The following is a 19,492-nucleotide window of genomic DNA, read 5'->3' on the forward strand; positions in this document are numbered from 1 at the left end:
GCGTGGCAGCCTCACACACTACTTCCAAGGAACGTCTTCGACCTCGCCGACCCAGCGCGCCTCCAGACGGTTTGAATACTGGCCGCTGTAGCCAGAGAGCCTTAAGAGCAGAAGCTCAATATACCATTGCGCTAAGCTCCAGGCGTTCGGAACGACGGCTCCCAATTTGATCGGCAGCTTCCGCTTGGGATGCACTAGCTCGTTCCTGATGCGAGTAATCGCCTCAGGCCCATCTTGCCAGCAATTTTGTCGCTGTCCTTCCTTTAGGCCAGCCAACACGTCGGGAATCGCAACGGGAATACCAAGCTGGCACAGCGCTTCACGCAGTTGGTCGGCGGCCCTGCTGCGGGCAGGCAGCTTGATTTTCTGTGACTCCAGGTAGGCCGATGCCAACAGTTCAAGCGCGGCCTGGCTCAAGATGATTCCACTGTCGATGCCCGGTCCATCACCGCCGCGGTTGCTGCGCAGATACCAATAGAGTGTGCGACTTACCGCCTGCCGCATCATGGGATCGCGCAACAGAGCGCTGAAACCGGGATAGACAGCGCCCAAGGCTTGGCCCCGGTTACGATCGAACCACCCGCGGCAAGCCTCCCATGGCGTGCCGATCTGCACACCCCAGTTTTCATAGACGCGATTGCCTGCCGCATCGAACCCCGCGTTGAGGATGATGGGCGCCCATGCCCCTCGCGCGAAGGAAACGAAAAGGTAAAACTTGTGCAGCACGTCCTCAGCCTCGTCGGCCGCAAAGGTCTGGCCGTCTGAGCGCGTCAATTCGGCGACGTGGGTTATTCCGTATCCTCCGCCCCTGTTGAGTCTCTCGATCGTCTTGGCCGTCCCGACCATCGCTTGAAGTTGAATGCTCCAGGGAGGGTCTGCAAGGATCACATTGCCTAAACGCTTCAATCCGCCGGCAGCGGTGCGACAGATAAAGTCTGCAGAAGAGGTTTCCCCGCCTAAGAAGTTTGGGAAGTTGGCAACATGGAATAGCAGGCGCTTGATAAGCTCGTTTGGCTGACCTCGCCGCATTCGCTGCGGGTTCGGGACTAGTTCCGCAAGCGCTGTTGCCGAGCTCTCATCCGCATTCAAGGTGAGAGACGTGGCAATTGCCTTGGTGCTTTGAAAGCCATCGCCAAACTTGAACTCAACCTGGTCCGGCCCGTCGAATGCGGCAAATGCAGTTTCCGGTGAATGCAGAAACTCTGCATGAACCATGAGGGTGAGCTTGGGCTGCAGCTGCAGCATCGCGCGGCCGCCTCCCTGGATCACTTCAGAACCGGCCGTCAGCTGAATTTCAGCTTCGCAAAGCCTTACGCTGTCTGCCTCGGGGACAATGTTGAAGCCAGAATCCAATGGTGAGCGAACCGGAAGGCGTGGAGCGGTGTCGTTATCACCCATCTGGAATCCAGTCATTAGCCGCTCCTCTGCTCGTTTGAGCATGAGGTCTTATAAGGCCGCCATCGACGCGCCACACAGGCCTGTGACCGTGCGTTACTCTGCCCTGCGGTTATGCGAGCGTGCCGGAGAGCAGGCTAGGAGCGGCTCTTCACAAATCGACGCATGTTGGGGATGCCGACAATTCTGAAGAAGGCCCACGGCGCAGTACCAACGCCTTGGTTGTCTTGGATAAGAGCCCTCTCGTACAAATAATATGCGGTGGAGTTTAGACGCCGAGGCTCCCATTGATACCGCGCTGCGATCTCTGCACTGTTACATGGGAAATTCTCATCGCTGATGATGTCAGCCGCCAACCGCAGCGCGTCATCGGCCGTCTTCCAAGGCTTCCAATAGCGGTCGAATTCGGCGAACAGCGCCCCTTCCACAAGGACATGGCTGGTCGAGAACCGGAGAAAGCCCGAAAGCTCGTGAATGGCATCTTCCGTGTCTTCGACACTGAGACCGACCGCCGCGGCAAGCTCGTCGACTTCGGGCATCGGGTCGCCGAACAAGGCGTCCTTCGTACCCTCCACGAAATAACGGGTAATCGCATTGGCGGCTGGCGAGTAACCTGTTTTGACCGCCTGACCGGACTGCACAGCCGCAGGCGTCTGGCCGCGCGGTGGCCTTCGTGTCACCCCGTAAATGTCGTTGATCAGCTGGGCGATGTCGGTGTCGGCCGTAATGGATGCCGATGCGATGCCCGACAAAAGCGGCGGCAGTTCGGATGGCGGCAACTCATGCCGGATCGGTAGGAAGCGGCATTGGTCGTTGAGCTTACGGACCAGGCCTGCATCCATTTCCTGATTGACCCACGGCTTATTAATCGAGCGTGGCGTCAGCAGAACGAGGAAATGCGTGCAGCCGCCGATTCCCTCGTCGATCTTCCGACGAAGGCTGTCACCGGCCGCGATGCACCACTTGTCCCACCATACCTCGATGCCGGCAGCTTCCAGCGCTTCCGCGACCCGACGCGCGATTTCAACATCGTCGGATGTGTAACTCAGGAACACGCGCGGATTTAGATTTGTGGCTCCTTCGGGCTCACCCATCGTTTCTCCCCCAAACCTTTCGTTGACCAGGGCAACAAGCGCGGGCGAACCCTCAACCTGAATCTTAAGATCATCGAGGCTGTCGCCGCGAATGACGATGGTCGGGAATTCGCCTGTGTCCGGATCGCGAATGTTGCCGAGCTTCCGGCGGATTTGTTCGCGAACGCCTTCCAGCGCAGATGCCATGACGGCATCCTTGAGATCGCGGGGATCTAGCGCTTTGCCCCCCCTTGAAAATTTGATCACGGGCAGACCTCTATGCTCAGAATCTCTTCGCCTTTGATGCCGGCGGATAGTGTAATAAAGTACTTTGCTTGATCCCGACCGCACTCTAGCGCTGTCGCCTGAACGTCCTCATTACGCAAGAATAGAAGATTCGTGCATTGTACGCGCGCTCGGGAAAGGGAGAAACGCGATTTATGGCCGACAAGCCGAAAGTTCGGTTGGGCATCGACATTTCGCCGGAGCTCGCCCAACAGGTTGAAGAGTTGGCAGACCGCTTCGGCCCGACTTCGAAAACGGAGCAGATACGTCGCGCGCTTCAACTACTCAAGCGATCGCGCGATATCAAGGTACAGGGAAGCTTTCCGATTCATTCAGACATCAAGCCTTCGATCTGGCTAATAGATAATTTTGAAGGTTTGTACGATTCTGGACTAAAGGAATTTCTGCTTAAAGTCCCTCATCACGGCTCAGCGCGTGCTGTTGATCTTGAAGTGGAAGCCGCAGAGAAACCGGTTTCCACGCTTATTGTGTCAGCACTCATAGTGCCCGAAGCCACGGTCGCTGATGGCTTGAGCATTCAGACAATAACCCTCTCGTGGCAAGCGATCGTCAAGCACCTGGAGAAAAATTGGGATCACGCGCACGAAATCCCGCCAGAAAAATGGGAAGAAATCATCGCAGGCGCCTTCAAAGCGGAAGGCTACGATGAAGTAATTCTGACACCACGCTCGGGCGATGATGGTCGAGATGTGATTGCGATAAGGAAAGGTATCGGGACTGTAAAAATATTGGGCTCGGTGAAGGCATACGGACCTGGCCGCTTGGTGCGCCACGATGATGTAAGGGCACTGGTTGGCGTACTAGCGATGGAGCCAGATTCGTCGAAAGGCATCATCACGACCACCTCAGACTTCGCGCCAAAGATCTATACGAATCCGAAGTACGCAGCGCTGATGCCGACGCGACTCGAACTGGTTAACGGGAAGCAGCTTCAAGAGTGGCTCGTGAGGCTGGCAAAAAAGAGCCTTTAGGAATGATCATCCGAAAATTAACGCATTAAATCACCGGCAGGAATTGCAGAACGCCATCGGGGCAAGCTTTTTAAGGGGCCCGGTCGAGCGAAAGCTCCCGGGCCCTTTCTCATTGAAATTCCAATGGATAGCGCCGGGAACCGCCTTGTCGATGTTCCACATCCGTTCTAACCTGCCCGGATGCCGTTGTCGCCGGAAAAAATCGCCGATCTGAGGCTGAAGCAGCTGGAGATGCTTCAAGGGGTGGTGACGCGCATGGCGGCGCAGTGCGCGACCCTGAAGAACTATTGTGTCACCATCTCGGTCGCCATCGCCGGCTTTGCCATCACCCTGCAGCGCCCCGTTGTCGCCTTGCTGACGCTCGTGCCGATCCTGGCCTTCGCCTTCCTGGACGCGCGCTACCTTCAGGTCGAGCGCCGATTCCGGAAGCGATTCGACGCAGTCGCTGCAGAAGGTTGGGACACCCCGCCCGCGTTCGACATGGGCAACAAGGACAACCCGGTTTCGCCATATTGGCCTGCCTTCTTCAGCTGGTCGGTGGCGGGATTCTATTTGCCGCTCGCGGTTGTGGCAGTCTTGGCGGTAGGCATTGCAAGGCAGGTCTATGACAAGCTCTTATGACAAGGATGCACTGATAAACGCGCTGCTCGGCAAGTCGACGGCGCCCACCACGGAATCACCCTTCGGCTCCGCGCTGCGGAACGCTGAATTTGGCTCGCTGTTCGTTCCTTCACCCGCCCCGGCGCAATCGCAGCAAAATGCTTTTACGGGATTGCTTGGCCTGATCGGACAACCGTCGTCACTTTCCACCGACGCCGAATCGGGCCTGCTCGGCGCCTTTGGACTGTCGGCGCCGTCGACCGCGCAAAACCTGTTCGCGCCCTTCCTCACCCCTGCCCCGGTCCCCTCGCCAGCGCCGCCTCGTTGGCCCCTGCCCCGGCTTGCCGACCTGATTGCACCACCAGTGGCGCCTCCAAGGCCGGCGCCAATGTACGCACCGGCCACGATCAAGCGGAAGGGCTTCTTTTCCTTCCACTACGCCGATATTTGGCGCGTCAACAACGTGCGCCAGTCCTGGAAGATCAATTGCCCCGGCCGCGAGGACAAGCGCCAGTTTTTCGACCGCAGCCTGTGGGAGTCCGTCCAGCGCAAGAACCCGGAAGGCCTCAAGAGCCTGATTCGCGGAGGCATGACCCACGCCTCCGTGGTCTGTGTGCTGGTAGGCACCGAAACCTGGGTGCGGCCGTGGGTCAGGTACGAAATCGCCCGCTCCGTCATCGACAAGAAGGGCCTGCTGGCCGTCCACCTCAACAGCCTGCGGCATCATCAGCGCCAAGCCCCCGATGCGCACGGAGATAACCCGCTCGACTACATGGCTGTGGGGTGCCCGAAACAGGCGGGCATCTATTACCTCTATGAGCGCGTGCTGCGGCAAGTCGTGCGACAAGGGCAGCCTACCTGGGAGTGGCAGTGGGAGAAGTACAGCAAGTACATCTCGCCCGTGCCCTTGCCGAAATACATGCAGGCGAACCCGCCGAAGGTGGGTTTCGTGGTGCCGCTTTCCAACGTGACGGCCATCTACGACTACGTTGCCGAGGAAGGCCACAAGAACATCGGCGCCTGGATCGACACCGCGGCGTTGCGGGCAGGCCGCTAGGTTGACCGCTCCATCACGACCAGGCGCCAGCCGCTTTGGACAGATGCACCTCAACCGACTGTAGCACGTCGATAATGTCGGCCGGCCCGATGAAATCAAACAGCACGGGCCCTGAAAGGTCAGGCGTTACCTCGTAGACTACACCTACTGGGCTTCTGACCGCCGCATCCCGATTATGCGCGGGATACTGCGCCAACCGCGCCCGGCCACTCTTTGTGATGTTGAAACGGTTGCCATGGGCGACGCCGTTTCGAAGGTGATACACAAACTCAAGTATTGGTGCATGGTCGAAGTATCGATGCACCGTCAACTCGTCACCGAGGGTTAGCAGCGCGCCTATCGCCCAGGATCGCAGAATCTCGCGCTGTACGCCATGATCCTCGCGGAAGAGATCAAGATAGTGACGCATGCTCAAGGTGTGAAACGTGCCGTCCTTGCGTTCTAGCTCGCCGGTAGGGTCCTGCCCTAGCTCCTTTGCCGGAGGCAGCGAGTTTATGGAGTGCTGGTTCGCGGCGACGTACTGCGCAACGAGGAAAGCATAGTACCCGAGGGCCAGGCGGCCAGCCGTCCGGCTGACTGCCAGGATTTCTGACGGTTGAGCCATTTCATCCCCGATTTGCCGATGGCCCTGCGCAAAATCGTGTAACTGCAAATGCGATAATGCGACTGCCTGCATTATTGACCAGCCAAGCCAGCATTTGGCTTAGCACATGGAAGGTCCGCTGTTGCGCCCGTCCAGACGGTTCAAGGCTGTGAAGCGCCGACGGCTTGGCCTTGGCGCAGGCCGTGTGGTGGGGCGCTTTAGCGATAGCCCTTGCGGGTCTTGCGGTTGAAGTGGGCAACTACGGCAAGGTCAGCGGTGCCACGCGTCGGATAAACCTCAATGCGCACCGTGCCAGCGCGTCCGATGCGGCCCCACTCCCTGATGACAGACCACTCGCCGAACAGCGTCGGCTGGACGTCAAGCTTATAAAACCGCGCCATGTTACGACTGTTGTTGGTTCTGGTGAGCATGATCGCGGTCATGCCGTTCCTCCACTTTCTTTTTGATGTGTGGGACCAGTGCCGGCGACGGCGCAGGATGGCGCAGATAGCGATGCACGGTTTCCCGGCTCACGTTCTATTCGCGGGCAAGTGCAGTCTTCTTGACGCCTTCCGCAACCTTTACCCTCATCTGCTCGACCTGGTCTGGTGACAGCGCACACCTTCGTCCTCTGTAGACGCCCTTGGCTTTGGCAACCGCAATGCCCTCACGCTGGCGTTCCCGAATGAGCGATCGCTCGAACTCGGCAAAGGACCCCATGACGTTCAACAGGAGCTGCGACATCGGCGATGTTTCAGCGGTGAACGTGAGGCCCTCCTTGAGAAACTGAACTCGAACACCCTTCCCCGTAAGCTCTCTGACCAGGCGGCGGAGATCTTCGAGATTGCGGGCCAGGCGGTCCATTGAATGAACGACGACCGTGTCCCCTTCCCGCACGTAGGCGACCATCTGCGCCAGTTCAGGGCGATCAGTATCCTTGCCCGAGGCGTGGTCCGTGAAGGTCCGTTGTAGCTCTAGGCCGGCAAGCTGACGGTCGATCTTCTGATCGAGTGTGCTGACCCGCACGTAACCGACAACCTGCCCCGTCAAACTCCTACGCTTTCATTGTGTGGCGTGAAGTCTGAGACGTCGTGACTCACGTGTCACGAAATTCCGAAATCGAGCCTAATGACACATGTTCTTTGGGGTGACGCAGTGTGGCATTTGGGTGCACCCTATCGCCACAGCCCGGGAGTGAAGACCATCGCCTCTAAGGCGGCTCGAAATTTCGCTTGCAACGTCAGAAGCCATAGATACCATTCGCGCAATTTTTGGTTGTTCATTGCGGCGCCTCACTGACATGACGAGACGCTTCCAACGGTTACGCACAGACGCATGACGAAGCGTGGCAACTCGCCAAATTTCAAGATGAAGCGCTGGCTCGCCAATCCATCGAGGCGATTCGATTTACGGGGTCCGCCAATGAAAGAAGAAGCAGCACCCGCCGCTTCCGAGTCGATTGTTGACAGCCTGCTCCGACAAACCAGCGCTTTCCTGAGGATCATCGTCACGATCGTCGTCGTGGTTTATGCCTACGCGAACCGCGAACGACTGTTCGACTGGTTCTCGACAATCACGCACGGTGAAGCTTTCGGGGTTAAGTTTGACCGGGCGAACGCGGAAAAAACGTTTGAGAATCTAAGAGGCAAGGCACCTCTATTTCAAGCGGATGGCACGTTTTTGCAAGGCGCCCTCGCGCGCGCGGCAAGGGTTGGCGGTGCCGTTTCGGGCGCTCGAGTGTTATGGCTGGACACTAATCTACCGAACAATGTTGTCGAGCGGCAAGCGCTGGCGGCGATGAATGTCAGCGTCCAGCGGGCCTTGTCCCCTGACGATGCGCTGAAGTTTGCGCGGCAGGCGGCGCGAGATCATGAACCCTACGACCTGATCATCAGCAATATCACCAAATCCACGGGCGCTGGCCCTCTGCAAAAATGCCCCGTCGTGTACAATCGAGTTCCGGACGACCTTGCGTCCTCATCCGGATCGCCGGCTGATTTCAGCGCGGCTCAGAACCGTACACCATTTATGGGCTTCGCTTTCGCCGAGGCACTGGCTTCCGATAAGGACACAGCGGCAGCCTACATGTCGCCGGAACGCCCCCGATTGGTTTTCTACTCGGCATCCAACGGCGGCATCGTATCGGCGGTTTGCGCCCGCCTTATCACGAACTACGCGGACATCCTTCTGCAGGGAGTTGTAAGTGCTCTCGAAGAATCTCGCTGGGAAAAGCTACCGCCGTTGCCGACCCCGCAACCGCCCCCGACACCTCTCGCAGTGGAGTTCGTTAAGTCTCCCGCGAAGTGACGTTGCGGCTGTATCGCAGGCGATCTGGTGTCCGCACGTTATGCTGCCGCAACCGCAATCGATCATGCCACGCTGCCCGTAGCTCCTCTCGCAACGCCGCATTATTCTGATATTTGCCAAAAATGATGAACCTGTTTGACGCTATCGGCATCCTCACCGTTCTGCGGGACCACCATCCCTTCTACGTATACGTCCTGTGCCGGCCATGTGGTCAGCCATTCTATGTGGGCAAGGGCGTCAATTTCCGCTGTCTGCAACACGAAGCCGACGCGCGAACAACGAGGGCTTTGACGCATAAGGTGAACGTCATCCGAAGCCTTCATCGCGAAGGCCAGACGGTCGCTTATCGCATCGACAGCTCCTATCCAGATGAAGCGGGGGCGCTGGCACGCGAACGCGCATTGATCGCCGAGATCGGGCGACACGACCTAAAGCTTGGCCCTCTCACTAATCAAACTGACGGCGGCGAAGGGACGTCAAACCCTTCCGAAGCGAGTCGCCAGCGTCGCCGGGATTCGCTGTGGGGCGAAGCCGAAGACCCTGAACGCCAAACCATCAATCGATGGTTTCAGAAACTGACGCCGGTCAAGTCGGTCCCCATCAAACCCGCTGCGGCGTTTACGCGGGCGGCGGGCCTTTGGAAGAATGATAATGCGATTGGCATGAAACCGCGCCAAGCCGGCGCCATCATCGCCACCGCATTGGCGAACGGTGTCTTGCTTGAACCCAATTGCTTGTTGCCGCGACGGCTTGAAGTCGAAGGTACAGAGTACATCATCGAGAACGGGGTTGGCCGCGACATGGTATCGAATGGGATGATCGAGGTCCACGATGCCACCCCAACGCGGGAAACACTCAAGCTAACAGCAGCCGGACACGCGTTCGTGGTGAAGACCTTTGGCAACGCTACTTTGATCGACGCCGGACTCGTTGCGCCATAGGCAGCACCACCGTTCGAGATCAGAGTGATACGATTACCCTTCGAGAATTTCGCTCTTCAGACCAAAGTGACCCTCGACCATTTTCACCAGCCGTTGTCGGACGATAGCGTCCGACTTTATCAAACCGGCGCAAGCGATGCATATCGGATCTACGCAGTTGTCAACGACCTCACACAGGGAGCCCCTCTCCCGTTGCATTTCCCTTGATTTGCGATGGGTGGTGGCTAGGGTTGGGTACCGAAACCCCAGCAGCGCGAGTGCCGCATGTCAGTCGATGAAGACAAGGAAGAACTCCTCGATGCTCTTTATGCGCGGCATCTCGCGACCGGAAAACGGCCGTCGATCTGGGAAGCTCAGATGCAATTTCTGCCCGAGTGGGATCGGGATCGCATGTTTGATGCGGCGCAGGCCCTTGAAACTGCCGGCGATATCTTAAACCCGACTGGTGCCATCATTTATGTAGATTTGGCCTCGACGGCCCGACAACGTGCCAAAGCGAGGGCAAACCCGCCTCCGAGTGGTTCGACCACATACAATATCGGATCAGTGCATAATTCGCCTTTCCAACACATTGCTGCGGGTGGCCACGGTGTTCAAACTACAAACTACCAGATGACTGCGAACGATCTCCGCGCGGTTATCGATCTGTATCGGCAGCACGTTGAAGATCTCAAGCTCGGCGCAGCGAACCGTCAAAAAGCTGACAAGGCTGTCGCAACAATCGAAGCACAGTTGGTGGACAACGAACCAGATCAGGGAATCGTGAGGGCTGCTGGCAAATCGCTAAAGACCATTATTGAAGGCGGGATCGGTGGAGCTATTGGAAATGTGGCCGCGAACGCAAGCGTATGGGCTCCCTTACTCGCGCTGTTCAGCTAACAATCAACCTTAGCATCGGCTGGATCTTCCTTGTCAGCGCCGCGCATAACAATTCTTAGGCCGTCGTCGGGCGGCGGCCGCTGCAGGGACTTCGCCTCGTTCCATGACGCGCGCAGCCAGATATCGCGCTCCTCATCGGTGGTGAGGATCACCGGCTCGGGCGCATATTCCGAGAAGCTCGACGTCGGCACCAGGCAGCGATTCCAGGCTTGAGCCAGACCACGGCCGCCTCTCTTGTGCCTGATGGGGTGCGGGTGAGCGGCAGCACCGAGATCGTCGATGCGCTAAATGCTGAGCCAAAAGCCCGTTCCCGGCCTGGTTGCAGCATGATAGGCTAACTTTTTTGGCATTGAAGGGGGCGAGCCGGTGTTTGGTCTCTTTGGAAACAAGCCCAAGAAAAGCGTCGACAATGAACTTATTCCGGAGCTGAAAAGGCGCGTCGTTCAGATTCAGGAGTCGGCGGATATCAGCTATCTGGCGATCACGTTGCCGATGCTCGGGCTAGGGAGTTCGTTTTCAACGGAAGGCAAGGGCGCTCAAGGGCTCGCGCAAGAGATCAACCGGTTAAGCCGTCAACTTGAAGACGAACAGAAGGCGCTTGGCTCGCTGGGCTCAGCAATAATGGAGGTTGGCGTCCCTGAGCTGCCCCGGCAGCATACCGACATCGCGATTGATCGGCTCGCAGATTTCGCCGATTCTTTTTCCAAGAAGGGTTACTCCCTCGATGAGATCGGTCGTGCAATGTCGGCTGTCTCCCATCAGCTGGCCAAGGCGATCGACAAGGACAACCTGCTATTTGTCGGCATGCTGCGCAGGGAGATATCAAGGCTGCGGGAGAAATATCACGGGGAGCAATTCAGGCAAACCGCGAGCGGAGAAACCTGCACCGAAGAATCGATCAAAATCCTGCTCCGCGCTGAATCGAGCGGCTTCAAGATCACGGTGAGCAACGATAGGACATTCGTTCTCAGCAAGGATTCGACCGTCAACTATCTGCGCTCTAACTGGGATATAAAGCGTTTTGAGAGCGGTCTGAACCGTCAGACCGAGGAGGAAGATCATAGTCGAGATCCCATAGATCGGCTTCTCGAACAGGGTCACAAGGCCATTCGAGAGCAAAGGCTCGATAGCGCTATAAGCGCGTTCTCCGCGGCGCTGCGCATCTCGCCAAATGACCGCGACATCCATTTCCATCGAGCCGTCGCGTGGAGCAATTCGTACTACAATCGCGGGAAGAAACTTGCAGACCTCGACAAGGCCGTTGAAGACTACACGCGGGCGATTGAAATCGATCCTGAGTTTGCAGAGGGATATTTCCAGCGCGCCGGCCTTCTGTCTGCCAAGAACGAAAGCGCGGCCTCCATCGCAGACTACGGCATGGCAATCGAAAGAGGCCATAAGTCCTCTAGCTCGTACTATTGCCGCGGATTGCTCTGGCAGCGCACGGGGGAATCCGGAAAGGCGAACGCGCTGGCGGACTTTGCCGGGGCGATAGAGACCGGAGACCGCGAAGATCAATTCATGGCGCTCATGGCTCGGGCTGATGCGCACCACGAATTCGGCGACCTGGAGCTGGCTCTTGATGATCTGAATGCGGCCGAAGCATACCACCCTAAAGCACCACCAGGCCTTTATGGAACGCGCGCGGCGATCTTGATGAAGCTTGAGCGGTACACCGAGGCCGTTGCCGATTTTGGCAAGGGCATAGCCGCAGCTTCGCCTTTGGCTTCGCCGGAGTTCATCGCAAACATGTATGAACAGCGAAGTCGGTGCCGCGCGCAGCTCGGCGACAGCTCACTGGCCCGGCAGGACCTTGATGCGGCGGCACAGCTCCGCAGGGGGACTCGCTAACGCGCACCTCGTTTACCTACTTGCGTGTCCACCTACAACGGGCGGCAAGTCCCGCCGCCAAAGAACACAGGAGCTCCAGGTGCTGCGGTTTATCTCGGTAGTCAATGCGCTTGTCGCCGGCACGAGCTGGGCGGCGGCCGAAACCATCGACGTCAAATACTATGGCAAGCTCGACCTGACGCCCCTCGCCTGCACGGACATCACCCGCAGCAGCTTCATCAACCGCGCCTGCTATGACAAGGCACAGCAGTTCATGGTCGTGCAGCTGAGGGCGGTCTACTACCCCTATTGCGAAATGCCTGCCACGACGTTCGAGGCTTTCCTCAACGCGCCCTCAATGGGCAAATACTACAACGCTAACATCAAGGGCACGGGCTCTGACGGCCCGTTCGACTGCCGCACCCACCGGCTCCCCAAATACTGACCGACAGGAACCGCCATGACAGTTTTCACGGGCTTCACCAACATCTTCATCAACAAAGAAGGTATCAGATACCCGAGCGGCGGTATCCACAAGACCGCCAATGATGCGGTTGCTGCGCAATCGGACCCGAAGCTCAAAGGCAAAGTGCTGGCGGTTGCCCAGATTACCTGGGAAGAGAAAGACGAGCCGCGCAAGTAGTGGCCCGCGGATACCCGCCAGCTTCGCGCCGGATCGCTGGCTCCGGTTCGCCACCGCGAATGATCACCGTAAGCGCTATTTATGCTGCGCCAGCGGGCTTTCTGGCGTCTAGGGCAGAAAATATTTCCGCAAAAATCTGCCGAATCCGGCCGGTCAGCGATACTCGTGCAGCAAAATAGTCGGAACGGTCGGTGATCGTCTCCCTTGATTTGGGGCCCAAATCGCTCCGACCAAAGGAGCTCAACGTTGCATACGTTAGCTTACGGTCTGGTGACCTTGGGTTACCTGATCCTCTTCATCCTTAGCCTGGGCTCTTGATTCCAGGCCGCGTGGCAGCTTCGGCTGCCCTGCCCTAGCTTCCGCTGCGGCGTATTTCATAGAGCCGCTGCTGAATCCGGCCTGACACGCACTGCGTCATGGCGAGAAAGAGCCTCAGCTCGTCCGACGAGAACGAAATATCACGGATCGATTGGATATCGGTGACGATGCTGCCCTTGAGCGGCCGCACCGAGATCGTTGACGCATCGGTGTGGGCATATTCCTGGTTTCTCAGCTTGAGCAAGCGCTCATGGAAGGCAGCCTGTTCGTCGTCGTATTGCAGCAGTCTCTCCGGGAAATTGATGCCCTTTCCGCGCCCTCCGGCAAATGGACGGGCATAGGCGACGATCATTGTCGTCGTAAGAGCGGTCTGTTGCAGGGGCACGCTTCCCCGGCGCAGAAACGACAGGGTGTGCCATCCCTTCTTGAGGATATAGTGGGCGCAAGAGCTTGCGATGCCCAGGTCGCCGTGTGAGGCGTGCAGCTTCTCATAAAGAGCGCGATCCCGTGGTGAAAGATTTACGTCGTCACTCATCGCGCCCGCCCAGCTGCTCGCCTCGGTACCACATAAGGAATTTCATGACAGACATCTTCAAGTTCTGGTCGATGATCGGCAAGGCCGAGACGATTCATCCGCTTGACCGCCCGGTTTTTGCCCGCCTCACTGACTCGCACGGGTTTGACCTGCGTTGCCTGCCGTCCAATTTCGGCGGAAAGCTCCGAACCGCGCCCGTTGTGCTGCTTTACCTGTCGCCCGGCTTTTCGGAAACCGATGTTCGGTTCGCCAGGTCGAAAGAAGGACAGGAGCGGTATGTCAAACAGCGGACCGGCCGGCTCGGGTTCACGGACCATCGCCCGGAGGCCGCCAGATGGCGCAGTGGTAGCCAGCTGGTCAGCGATGCGGGAGAGGATCTTTAGAACCTTCTCTCCGGCCTCCTTCAAAGCGGTGGGCGCAGCTACGGCTATCGGGCGATCCCCGGAAAGCCCGGTGAGCTGGAGATCGACAAGGCGGAAGCCGCAATCGTCCGCAAAATCTTCGCCGACTACCTCGATGCCAGATCGCCGCGCGACATCGCTGCGGCGCTGAACAAGAAGAATGTACCCGGCCCGCGTGGCGGCGTCTGGAACGCGTCAACGATTGCTGGCAGCCGCAAGCGCCTGAACGGCATTCTGCAAAACGAACTGTACGCGGGTCGCATCATCTGGAACCGGCAGACCTTCATCAAAGACCCGGAAACGGGCAAGCGCATCAGCCGCGAAAACCCGCGCGACCAGTGGATGACCGCAGACGCTGAACATCTGCGGATCATAGATGCCGAGACTTGGGACAATGTCCGGGCCCGGCGCGAAGATCGCGGCGGCCCCAAAGGCAAGTATGCCACACGGCCGAAGAACCTGCTCTCGGGCTTGGTCAAATGCGGGTGCTGCGGATCGGGCTATGTGGTGGGAGGCAACGACAAGCGCGGCTCGCTCCTGGTCTGCACCCGCATGAAGGAAACCGGCCTCTGTGAGAACCGGCGCACGGTGGCTCGCGAAGCGGTCGAAGCCGTGGTCTTGAAAGGGATCGAAGAACAGCTGGCGGCGCCGGAGCTGATCGCGGAGTACGTTCGGGAGTATCACCGGATGGCCCGCGAACTAAGCGGCTCGACGGCTCATCGTCGTCGCGACCTCGAAAAGCGGCTCGGCAACATCAACGGTGCGATTGCAAAAGCGGTCGATGTTCTGCTGGCGGAAACGCCAAGCCGTGCCTTGCGGGACCGCCTCGCGGCACTGGAGGCAGAGCGGGATGAGATCGAGGCGGAGATTGCTGCGGTCGCGCCGCCTGCCGCGGAATTCCATCCGAATGCCGCGAACGCTTACCGCGATAAGGTTCGCAGCCTGAAAAAGGCGCTGGCTGAAGCGGACGAAGACAGCCGCTTGGCGGCCAACGAAGCCATTCGTGAAATTGTCGAAAAAGTCGTGATCCACCCGCGTGGGCGTTACAAACCGGTCGAGATTGAGGTTTACGGCCAGCTCGCCGCCCTGCTCAGACTTTCTGAGAGGGCGGCTGCCGATCCCCTAGAGTCTAGGGGTGTACTGGTTGCGGGGATAGGATTTGAACCTATGACCTTCAGGTTATGAGCCTGACAGTGTCGTTAGCGGCCTTGGCGACTCCCCATGGTGGCAGAGACCATATTCAGCTCGAGAATATTCGGCTCAACTATCTGGTCGGCTCCTGGCCTCTTGTCTTCTCCCGCCGCTCTTTACCGACATCCGGCTCCGCGCCGCGGCGCCGAGTATTGCCAAGCTCCGCAAGCTCATTCTTCAACGCATGACGTCGGGTTTCGACAGCAGGCATATCGTAGACGAATTGCCGTATCTGTCGCGCTAACGTTTGATCTGCTGCCACTCCAGAGCGCTGCAGCTCGGTGGCATACTCGAGATATTGCCGCCTGATTGCCTCCTGACGGGACTTAATCTGTTCGTCCCAGGGATGTTCGGCAGTCCTGCCGCCCTTCACCTCCGAAAGCACCTCTTTACGGGCGAGCCGGTCGACATCAGGCGTGATCTTTCGCTTGCGCAAAGCGAGCACTGCCCCGCGATCGGCCTTTCGAACTCGTCCGCGGGTTCGCCGCGGCGTTGCCTCCGCCGCGATTCCGCGAAGCCGGAGCTCGCCAGCAAATCGTTCCCGCCAGGCCTGAAGATCCGCCTTGCGGGGGTTGAGGCGCTTGCCGTCATGGCCCAGGGACCGGACTGTCAAGTGCACGTGGGGATGCTTGTCGTCGAGGTGCTGAACGAAGACGTAGTCGTGATTATGGCCGAACGTCTCGATGGCAAATGCCCGGGCTGAATCCTTAACGGCGACGGCATCGGTGCCAGCCGGCATCGACAGAATGATGTTAATCGAAAGCGAACCATCGCGGCGGCGCTTTTCGTCGAGACAAGCATCATCCTCCCATTGTTGCTGCAGATCCTTCAATCCGGAACGACCTGCCATCGTCGCGCCCTGCTCTGTTTCCGCATCGAGCTCGCCGTTTCGGGTGATGTATGCAAGGTGCGACTTGAGATGCGCCACACCCTTGGTGCGACCGGTGATCTTGACCATCACCTCTGGTGCTCGCCGCACGATGCGTTCGAGCTTTGCACGCATCGCCGGCGTTAGGCGGCCGGGAGCGGCCGGGTCGGGGATATCCCACTCGGCCCGCCGTGGGCGCCGATTGGGCGTTTCCCAGACATACGAGATCGGCGGAAGGTCGGAGGCCGGGTCGGCCGGCCGCGGCGAGCGCCGGCTCATGGCCGTCCATCCCAATAATCCGCGTTGCCGTGCAGCGCACTACGCAATTGCGCGAGCTCTCTTTCGATGACCAATTTGGCTTCTTGAATTACCGACAAATCGGGCTCAACCGCCCTGCCCTGTAGCACACTGGTGTTTGCGGCGCGCGCGATCTGGTTGATGTTGCCGCCGATCCGATTGAGCTCGCGAACGATCGCGCGAAGCGCGGCATGCTCATCTGGGGAATGCTGCACTGGCGACCCCAATCGTGAGCGCACCAGGGCGACGATCCAGCCGGTTCGGGTCATCCCACGCTGATGGGAAACTTCCGCGAGCTGCCGCATCTCGCTCTCGCGAAATCGCACCGTCACCTTCTCCGGCCGTCCGACCGGCAACGCCAAGATGCGCGGCGCTGGCGCAGCTAGGGCATCGGCAATGAGACGCCGCAGCAGCGCGGACTTGCCGCCTTGGGTAGCGGCAAGACCAGAGAACTCCGCCGCGACTTCGTCGGAGACGCGAAGCGAGATCAGAGCCATGCACTCCAATCCCAATCGCGATGTAATACATCGCTGGCGCGAAGCCTATCCTGCACTAGAAAGCAAAAAACTTCGTCCTTCGTTGGTTCAAACCAAAACTCTCTGCATTCAGCGCTCGCCACTGTAAGGCGATCGAGGGCCCCTGCCCTCGCTACCGAACTCTGCTCGCGGCGCTCGCTTGGCGGAGTGGGCATCGCGAAGACCGATAAGCCCGCAACCCAGGAAACGAAGGCAATAACTGACACAGGCACTGTGGACCGCGACTTTCCAGCAGCCTGCGGCCTCTCTACGGCGCTGTGGGAAGCGCGTTCGGCCTTCGGCTGCTGCGCTAACGCGCCATCCTTCGGATCGGAAAGTCGCTCCGCCGGCGCAAACCGATAGTCTGCCGCCGCGGCGGCGAAAGTGTCGAACGAGTTCATGTCGACAGGATCTCCTCGATTGTAAGCGCCGATGCTGGAACTTCTTCTTCGTGGTCCGCGCCGTCGACCAACACCACAGCGTGACGGGAGCCTTGCGTCGCGAGCCGATCGACAACAAGCTGTCCGAGCCGGTCCTGATACCGAACCCTGATTGCTAGCGACGGTTTCGATTGCGAAACGACGCGAGTTTTTGGCGGTTGATCCTCCGTTGGCGCTTCGCGGTCGTTCGCAGCGTTGCGCGGGTGCACTGCTTCCGGGAGGAGATAAGATTTTTCGGATCGAGGTCGTCCAGCAGGCAATTCGTTCCGGGGATTGGCGCGTCCGCCCTCCCCGCGCACGTCCCGGACCAGTTGTCGAGCCTGCGCGTCGGTAAAGCTGTCTCGCGTCGCGCATAACTGTTCGATCTCGTCAGGATGCGTGCGCCAGGCCTGATAGAGTTCATAAAGAGCACGGATCGAACTGCCCTCAAGCCGCGCCCGAAGGAAGTCCGGCATGCCTTGGACCGAGGCGTAACGCGACACCCAGTCTCTTGGCTTGCCTAGCTTGCGCGAGATCTCCGCCTGGCTATCGCCGGCGTCCAATCGGCCTGCGATGAACCTCGCGATCTCAGGCGCGCGCAAATCATCCCGCTGGATATTCTCGATCATCTGAGCGTATCGGTCGGGTAACGCGACGTCTTGAACGAATGCGGGCATTTCACGCAAGCCGGCGCGCCGCGCGGCGCGGTACCGGCGCGCACCCATGGCGATGACGTAGCGTCCATTCTCGATGGAACGACGAAGCACGATGGGTTGCAGCACGCCGTGTTCGGCAATCGATTGGGAGAGCTCCTCCAATTCCTGTTCGCTGAAGGTGCGGCGTGGCTGATCGGGGTCTTCGTCAATACACTCAATCGCGACCAGGAGCGGCCGCCCCGTTGCTGCGCCAGGGTTCGCGGCGACGTCGACGAGCTCCTTGAAGCTGAGATCAAGCGTCATTCGTCGTCTCCTGATCGAGCCGTTCTACTATCTTGGCGAGAACCGCACGGATTTCACGACCGGCTTCTTGCGCCGAGCGACGCTTCAAGCTCCACACCGGCACCCGCTCCGCAACGGCTTCGGCATAGCCGTCCCGTGCAACGATCTGGCCTGGGAACACGTATTTGCCCGCTTCGCGCAACAACTGCTCCAAGTGTGTTCGTTGGCGCGGTGACTTGGTGTTGAAGTTCGACGGCAGCAGGCCGAGGAATCGCGTGTCCTGACGACCGTAGCGTCGTTGCACACCGATCACGGTCTGCATCAGGGCTTTGACGCCCTTTACGGAGTAATCTTCGAGGTAAATCGGCGCCAACACATGCGAGGCGGCAACCAAGCAAGCGACGCTGCGAAGGCCAAGCGATGGCGGGGTGTCGATCACGCAAACATCGAACCGGTGCGCGGCCTCAGTGAGATTCTGCTGCAGGGTCATGACGGCTACAGCATTGCCGCGATCGATATCCGTCAATGAGCTGTCGGCCGGCGCCAGTGTGATGCCGTTGTTTTCCCCAGCGACAAACCGGGTCGCCGGCTTGAAGAGGTCGGCCGCCGAAATCGATCCTGTATGCTGCTTGAGCGTGTCGGTCGCGTTGCCCTGCGCATCAACATCGATCATCAGAACCCGGCGGCCCGCTTCCGCCATGAACCAGGCCAGATGCACGGCAAGCGTCGTCTTGCCGACGCCGCCCTTTTGGTTGTTGATGACGATCGTGTTCACCGGGTCGACCTTGGTGCAACCATCTGCGCCGGTTTCATCCATGTTCCTCCAGACCGTGCTTCGCCTGCCGGGTCGGTCCTGATCAAACCGACCTCTTCATCCTCCGTGTTGGTTTGAACCAACACCCGCTGCGAACCAGCACGCGCAGAATCCTGAAAGGCAGGCACAAAATCCCCTGCCAGAAGAGTCAGGTCGGCCGAGCCACATCGGAGCGAGGCGCTCAGTCGAAATGAGTTCGCATCGATTGGGCAGGCGCACACCGGAGGTGAAACAAGACAACAAAAACCAGATGCGTGTGCCCTAGCCGTGTTGGTTCAAACCAACACGTTCTGAGGCAGCGCCTCGCAATCTCCGTATAGTGTGGGAAGACGAGACGGAGCCGACGCCCACCAAACCTGGACGACGGTAAGAACCGCGCGGCGCCGTCGGGCGCAAACACGGCATCAACCTGCTACCAGTTGATCGGCCAGATGCGCGAAGCCTCTGGCGGCCGCGATGCGACGAGCAAATGGTTCGAAAGCGGCGTCCTGGATCTCGTTCTCGGCGATCAACGATCCCGAGACAGCGGCCTATATGCGGATTCCGATCGATGTCGCCCAGGATTCCGAGATGATCTCGCCCACCATTCCGATTTGAAGTCGCCCACCCGT

Annotated in this window: 23 protein-coding genes and 1 pseudogene; 12 read left to right on the forward strand and 12 right to left on the reverse strand. The window is 59.0% G+C overall.

Annotated features, from left to right (window positions below; genetic code table 11):
* Window positions 1–18 precede the first annotated feature (18 nt).
* Together AC3WLX_RS35545 and AC3WLX_RS35550 are read right to left on the reverse strand one after the other, a co-directional pair.
* Window positions 19–1,413 carry a YopA family protein gene (locus tag AC3WLX_RS35545; protein WP_492339270.1) on the reverse strand — a complete coding sequence of 465 codons (1,395 nt, stop codon included), beginning with the start codon at window positions 1,411–1,413 and terminating at the stop codon, window positions 19–21.
* 119 nt (window positions 1,414–1,532) lie between these two features.
* On the reverse strand, window positions 1,533–2,675 hold the full coding sequence (locus tag AC3WLX_RS35550; protein WP_492339271.1) for a toll/interleukin-1 receptor domain-containing protein: 1,143 nt from the start codon (window positions 2,673–2,675) through the stop codon (window positions 1,533–1,535).
* A 233-nt stretch (window positions 2,676–2,908) separates the two neighbouring features.
* On the opposite strand from AC3WLX_RS35550, the gene AC3WLX_RS35555 reads away from it, so the two are divergent.
* The 3 genes from AC3WLX_RS35555 to AC3WLX_RS35565 all read left to right on the forward strand — a co-directional run bounded on the left by AC3WLX_RS35555 (window position 2,909) and on the right by AC3WLX_RS35565 (window position 5,402).
* Window positions 2,909–3,745 carry a restriction endonuclease gene (locus AC3WLX_RS35555; RefSeq protein ID WP_492339272.1) on the forward strand — a complete coding sequence of 279 codons (837 nt, stop codon included), beginning with the start codon at window positions 2,909–2,911 and terminating at the stop codon, window positions 3,743–3,745.
* Between the two features lie 186 nt (window positions 3,746–3,931).
* On the forward strand, window positions 3,932–4,366 hold the full coding sequence (locus AC3WLX_RS35560; RefSeq protein WP_492339273.1) for a hypothetical protein: 435 nt from the start codon (window positions 3,932–3,934) through the stop codon (window positions 4,364–4,366).
* Entirely contained in the window at window positions 4,350–5,402 is a 1,053-nt protein-coding gene (locus AC3WLX_RS35565; RefSeq protein WP_492339274.1) for a TIR domain-containing protein, read from the forward strand. The genes AC3WLX_RS35560 and AC3WLX_RS35565 overlap by 17 nt, the downstream gene beginning before the upstream one ends.
* 13 nt (window positions 5,403–5,415) lie before the next feature.
* On the opposite strand, the gene AC3WLX_RS35570 is transcribed toward AC3WLX_RS35565, so the two are convergent.
* The 3 genes from AC3WLX_RS35570 to AC3WLX_RS35580 form a co-directional block, all read right to left on the reverse strand.
* Window positions 5,416–6,078, reverse strand: coding sequence for a hypothetical protein (locus tag AC3WLX_RS35570; RefSeq protein ID WP_492339275.1), 663 nt, complete (start codon window positions 6,076–6,078; stop codon window positions 5,416–5,418).
* A 125-nt stretch (window positions 6,079–6,203) separates the two neighbouring features.
* A complete protein-coding gene (locus AC3WLX_RS35575; RefSeq protein WP_492339276.1) occupies window positions 6,204–6,428 on the reverse strand; it encodes a WGR domain-containing protein in 225 nt (74 codons plus the stop codon).
* Between the two features lie 94 nt (window positions 6,429–6,522).
* Complete coding sequence (locus tag AC3WLX_RS35580; protein WP_492339277.1) at window positions 6,523–7,035, reverse strand: recombinase family protein; 513 nt, start codon at window positions 7,033–7,035, stop codon at window positions 6,523–6,525.
* Between the two features lie 372 nt (window positions 7,036–7,407).
* Between AC3WLX_RS35580 and AC3WLX_RS35585 the strand changes: the two genes are divergently transcribed.
* The 3 genes from AC3WLX_RS35585 (at window position 7,408) to AC3WLX_RS35595 (ending at window position 10,112) form a co-directional block, all read left to right on the forward strand.
* A complete protein-coding gene (locus tag AC3WLX_RS35585) occupies window positions 7,408–8,292 on the forward strand; it encodes a hypothetical protein (RefSeq protein ID WP_492339278.1) in 885 nt (294 codons plus the stop codon).
* A 122-nt stretch (window positions 8,293–8,414) separates the two neighbouring features.
* Entirely contained in the window at window positions 8,415–9,233 is an 819-nt protein-coding gene (locus tag AC3WLX_RS35590; RefSeq protein WP_492339279.1) for a GIY-YIG nuclease family protein, read from the forward strand.
* 264 nt (window positions 9,234–9,497) lie between these two features.
* Entirely contained in the window at window positions 9,498–10,112 is a 615-nt protein-coding gene (locus AC3WLX_RS35595; RefSeq protein ID WP_492339280.1) for a hypothetical protein, read from the forward strand.
* Here AC3WLX_RS35595 and AC3WLX_RS35600 read toward each other — a convergent pair.
* On the reverse strand, window positions 10,109–10,303 hold the full coding sequence (locus AC3WLX_RS35600) for a hypothetical protein (protein ID WP_492339281.1): 195 nt from the start codon (window positions 10,301–10,303) through the stop codon (window positions 10,109–10,111). The two genes, AC3WLX_RS35595 and AC3WLX_RS35600, sit on opposite strands and share 4 nt — an antisense overlap.
* Window positions 10,304–10,478: 175 nt before the next feature.
* On the opposite strand from AC3WLX_RS35600, the gene AC3WLX_RS35605 reads away from it, so the two are divergent.
* The 3 genes from AC3WLX_RS35605 (at window position 10,479) to AC3WLX_RS35615 (ending at window position 12,585) form a co-directional block, all read left to right on the forward strand.
* Entirely contained in the window at window positions 10,479–11,963 is a 1,485-nt protein-coding gene (locus tag AC3WLX_RS35605; protein ID WP_492339282.1) for a tetratricopeptide repeat protein, read from the forward strand.
* 79 nt (window positions 11,964–12,042) lie between these two features.
* Complete coding sequence (locus AC3WLX_RS35610) at window positions 12,043–12,387, forward strand: KTSC domain-containing protein (RefSeq protein WP_492339283.1); 345 nt, start codon at window positions 12,043–12,045, stop codon at window positions 12,385–12,387.
* A gap of 15 nt (window positions 12,388–12,402) precedes the next feature.
* The gene (locus AC3WLX_RS35615; RefSeq protein ID WP_492339284.1) at window positions 12,403–12,585 is read left to right on the forward strand and encodes a hypothetical protein; all 183 of its coding nucleotides are present in this window, start codon (window positions 12,403–12,405) and stop codon (window positions 12,583–12,585) included.
* A 352-nt stretch (window positions 12,586–12,937) separates the two neighbouring features.
* Here the strand turns inward: AC3WLX_RS35615 and AC3WLX_RS35620 are convergent, their stop codons facing one another.
* On the reverse strand, window positions 12,938–13,438 hold the full coding sequence (locus AC3WLX_RS35620; protein ID WP_492339285.1) for a hypothetical protein: 501 nt from the start codon (window positions 13,436–13,438) through the stop codon (window positions 12,938–12,940).
* 44 nt (window positions 13,439–13,482) lie between these two features.
* Here AC3WLX_RS35620 and AC3WLX_RS35625 point away from each other — a divergent pair, with 44 nt between their 5' ends.
* Both AC3WLX_RS35625 and AC3WLX_RS35630 read left to right on the forward strand, forming a co-directional pair.
* Complete coding sequence (locus AC3WLX_RS35625; protein WP_492339286.1) at window positions 13,483–13,821, forward strand: hypothetical protein; 339 nt, start codon at window positions 13,483–13,485, stop codon at window positions 13,819–13,821.
* A gap of 114 nt (window positions 13,822–13,935) precedes the next feature.
* Entirely contained in the window at window positions 13,936–15,024 is a 1,089-nt protein-coding gene (locus tag AC3WLX_RS35630; protein ID WP_492339292.1) for a recombinase family protein, read from the forward strand.
* Window positions 15,025–15,103: 79 nt separating this feature from the next.
* Here AC3WLX_RS35630 and AC3WLX_RS35635 read toward each other — a convergent pair whose 3' ends face one another.
* Genes AC3WLX_RS35635 through AC3WLX_RS35655 form a run of 5 tightly spaced genes read right to left on the reverse strand, consistent with a single transcriptional unit; the run spans window position 15,104 to window position 18,884 of the window.
* Entirely contained in the window at window positions 15,104–16,177 is a 1,074-nt protein-coding gene (locus AC3WLX_RS35635) for a relaxase/mobilization nuclease domain-containing protein (protein ID WP_492339287.1), read from the reverse strand.
* Window positions 16,174–16,692, reverse strand: a complete 519-nt coding sequence (locus AC3WLX_RS35640) for a MobC family plasmid mobilization relaxosome protein (RefSeq protein ID WP_492339288.1) — start codon at window positions 16,690–16,692, stop codon at window positions 16,174–16,176. The genes AC3WLX_RS35635 and AC3WLX_RS35640 overlap by 4 nt, the downstream gene beginning before the upstream one ends.
* A complete protein-coding gene (locus AC3WLX_RS35645; protein ID WP_492339289.1) occupies window positions 16,683–17,111 on the reverse strand; it encodes a hypothetical protein in 429 nt (142 codons plus the stop codon). The genes AC3WLX_RS35640 and AC3WLX_RS35645 overlap by 10 nt, the downstream gene beginning before the upstream one ends.
* Entirely contained in the window at window positions 17,108–18,088 is a 981-nt protein-coding gene (locus tag AC3WLX_RS35650) for a ParB/RepB/Spo0J family partition protein (RefSeq protein WP_492339290.1), read from the reverse strand. The genes AC3WLX_RS35645 and AC3WLX_RS35650 overlap by 4 nt, the downstream gene beginning before the upstream one ends.
* The gene (locus tag AC3WLX_RS35655; protein ID WP_492339291.1) at window positions 18,078–18,884 is read right to left on the reverse strand and encodes a ParA family protein; all 807 of its coding nucleotides are present in this window, start codon (window positions 18,882–18,884) and stop codon (window positions 18,078–18,080) included. Before AC3WLX_RS35655 ends, AC3WLX_RS35650 begins: the two co-directional genes overlap by 11 nt.
* A 410-nt stretch (window positions 18,885–19,294) precedes the next feature.
* Between AC3WLX_RS35655 and AC3WLX_RS35660 the strand changes: the two are divergent.
* Window positions 19,295–19,418, forward strand: a pseudogene (locus AC3WLX_RS35660) (type IV secretory system conjugative DNA transfer family protein); the annotation flags it as partial.
* Between the last annotated feature and the right edge of the window lie 74 nt (window positions 19,419–19,492).

The organism is Bradyrhizobium sp. FW305-F6 (assembly GCF_058782905.1).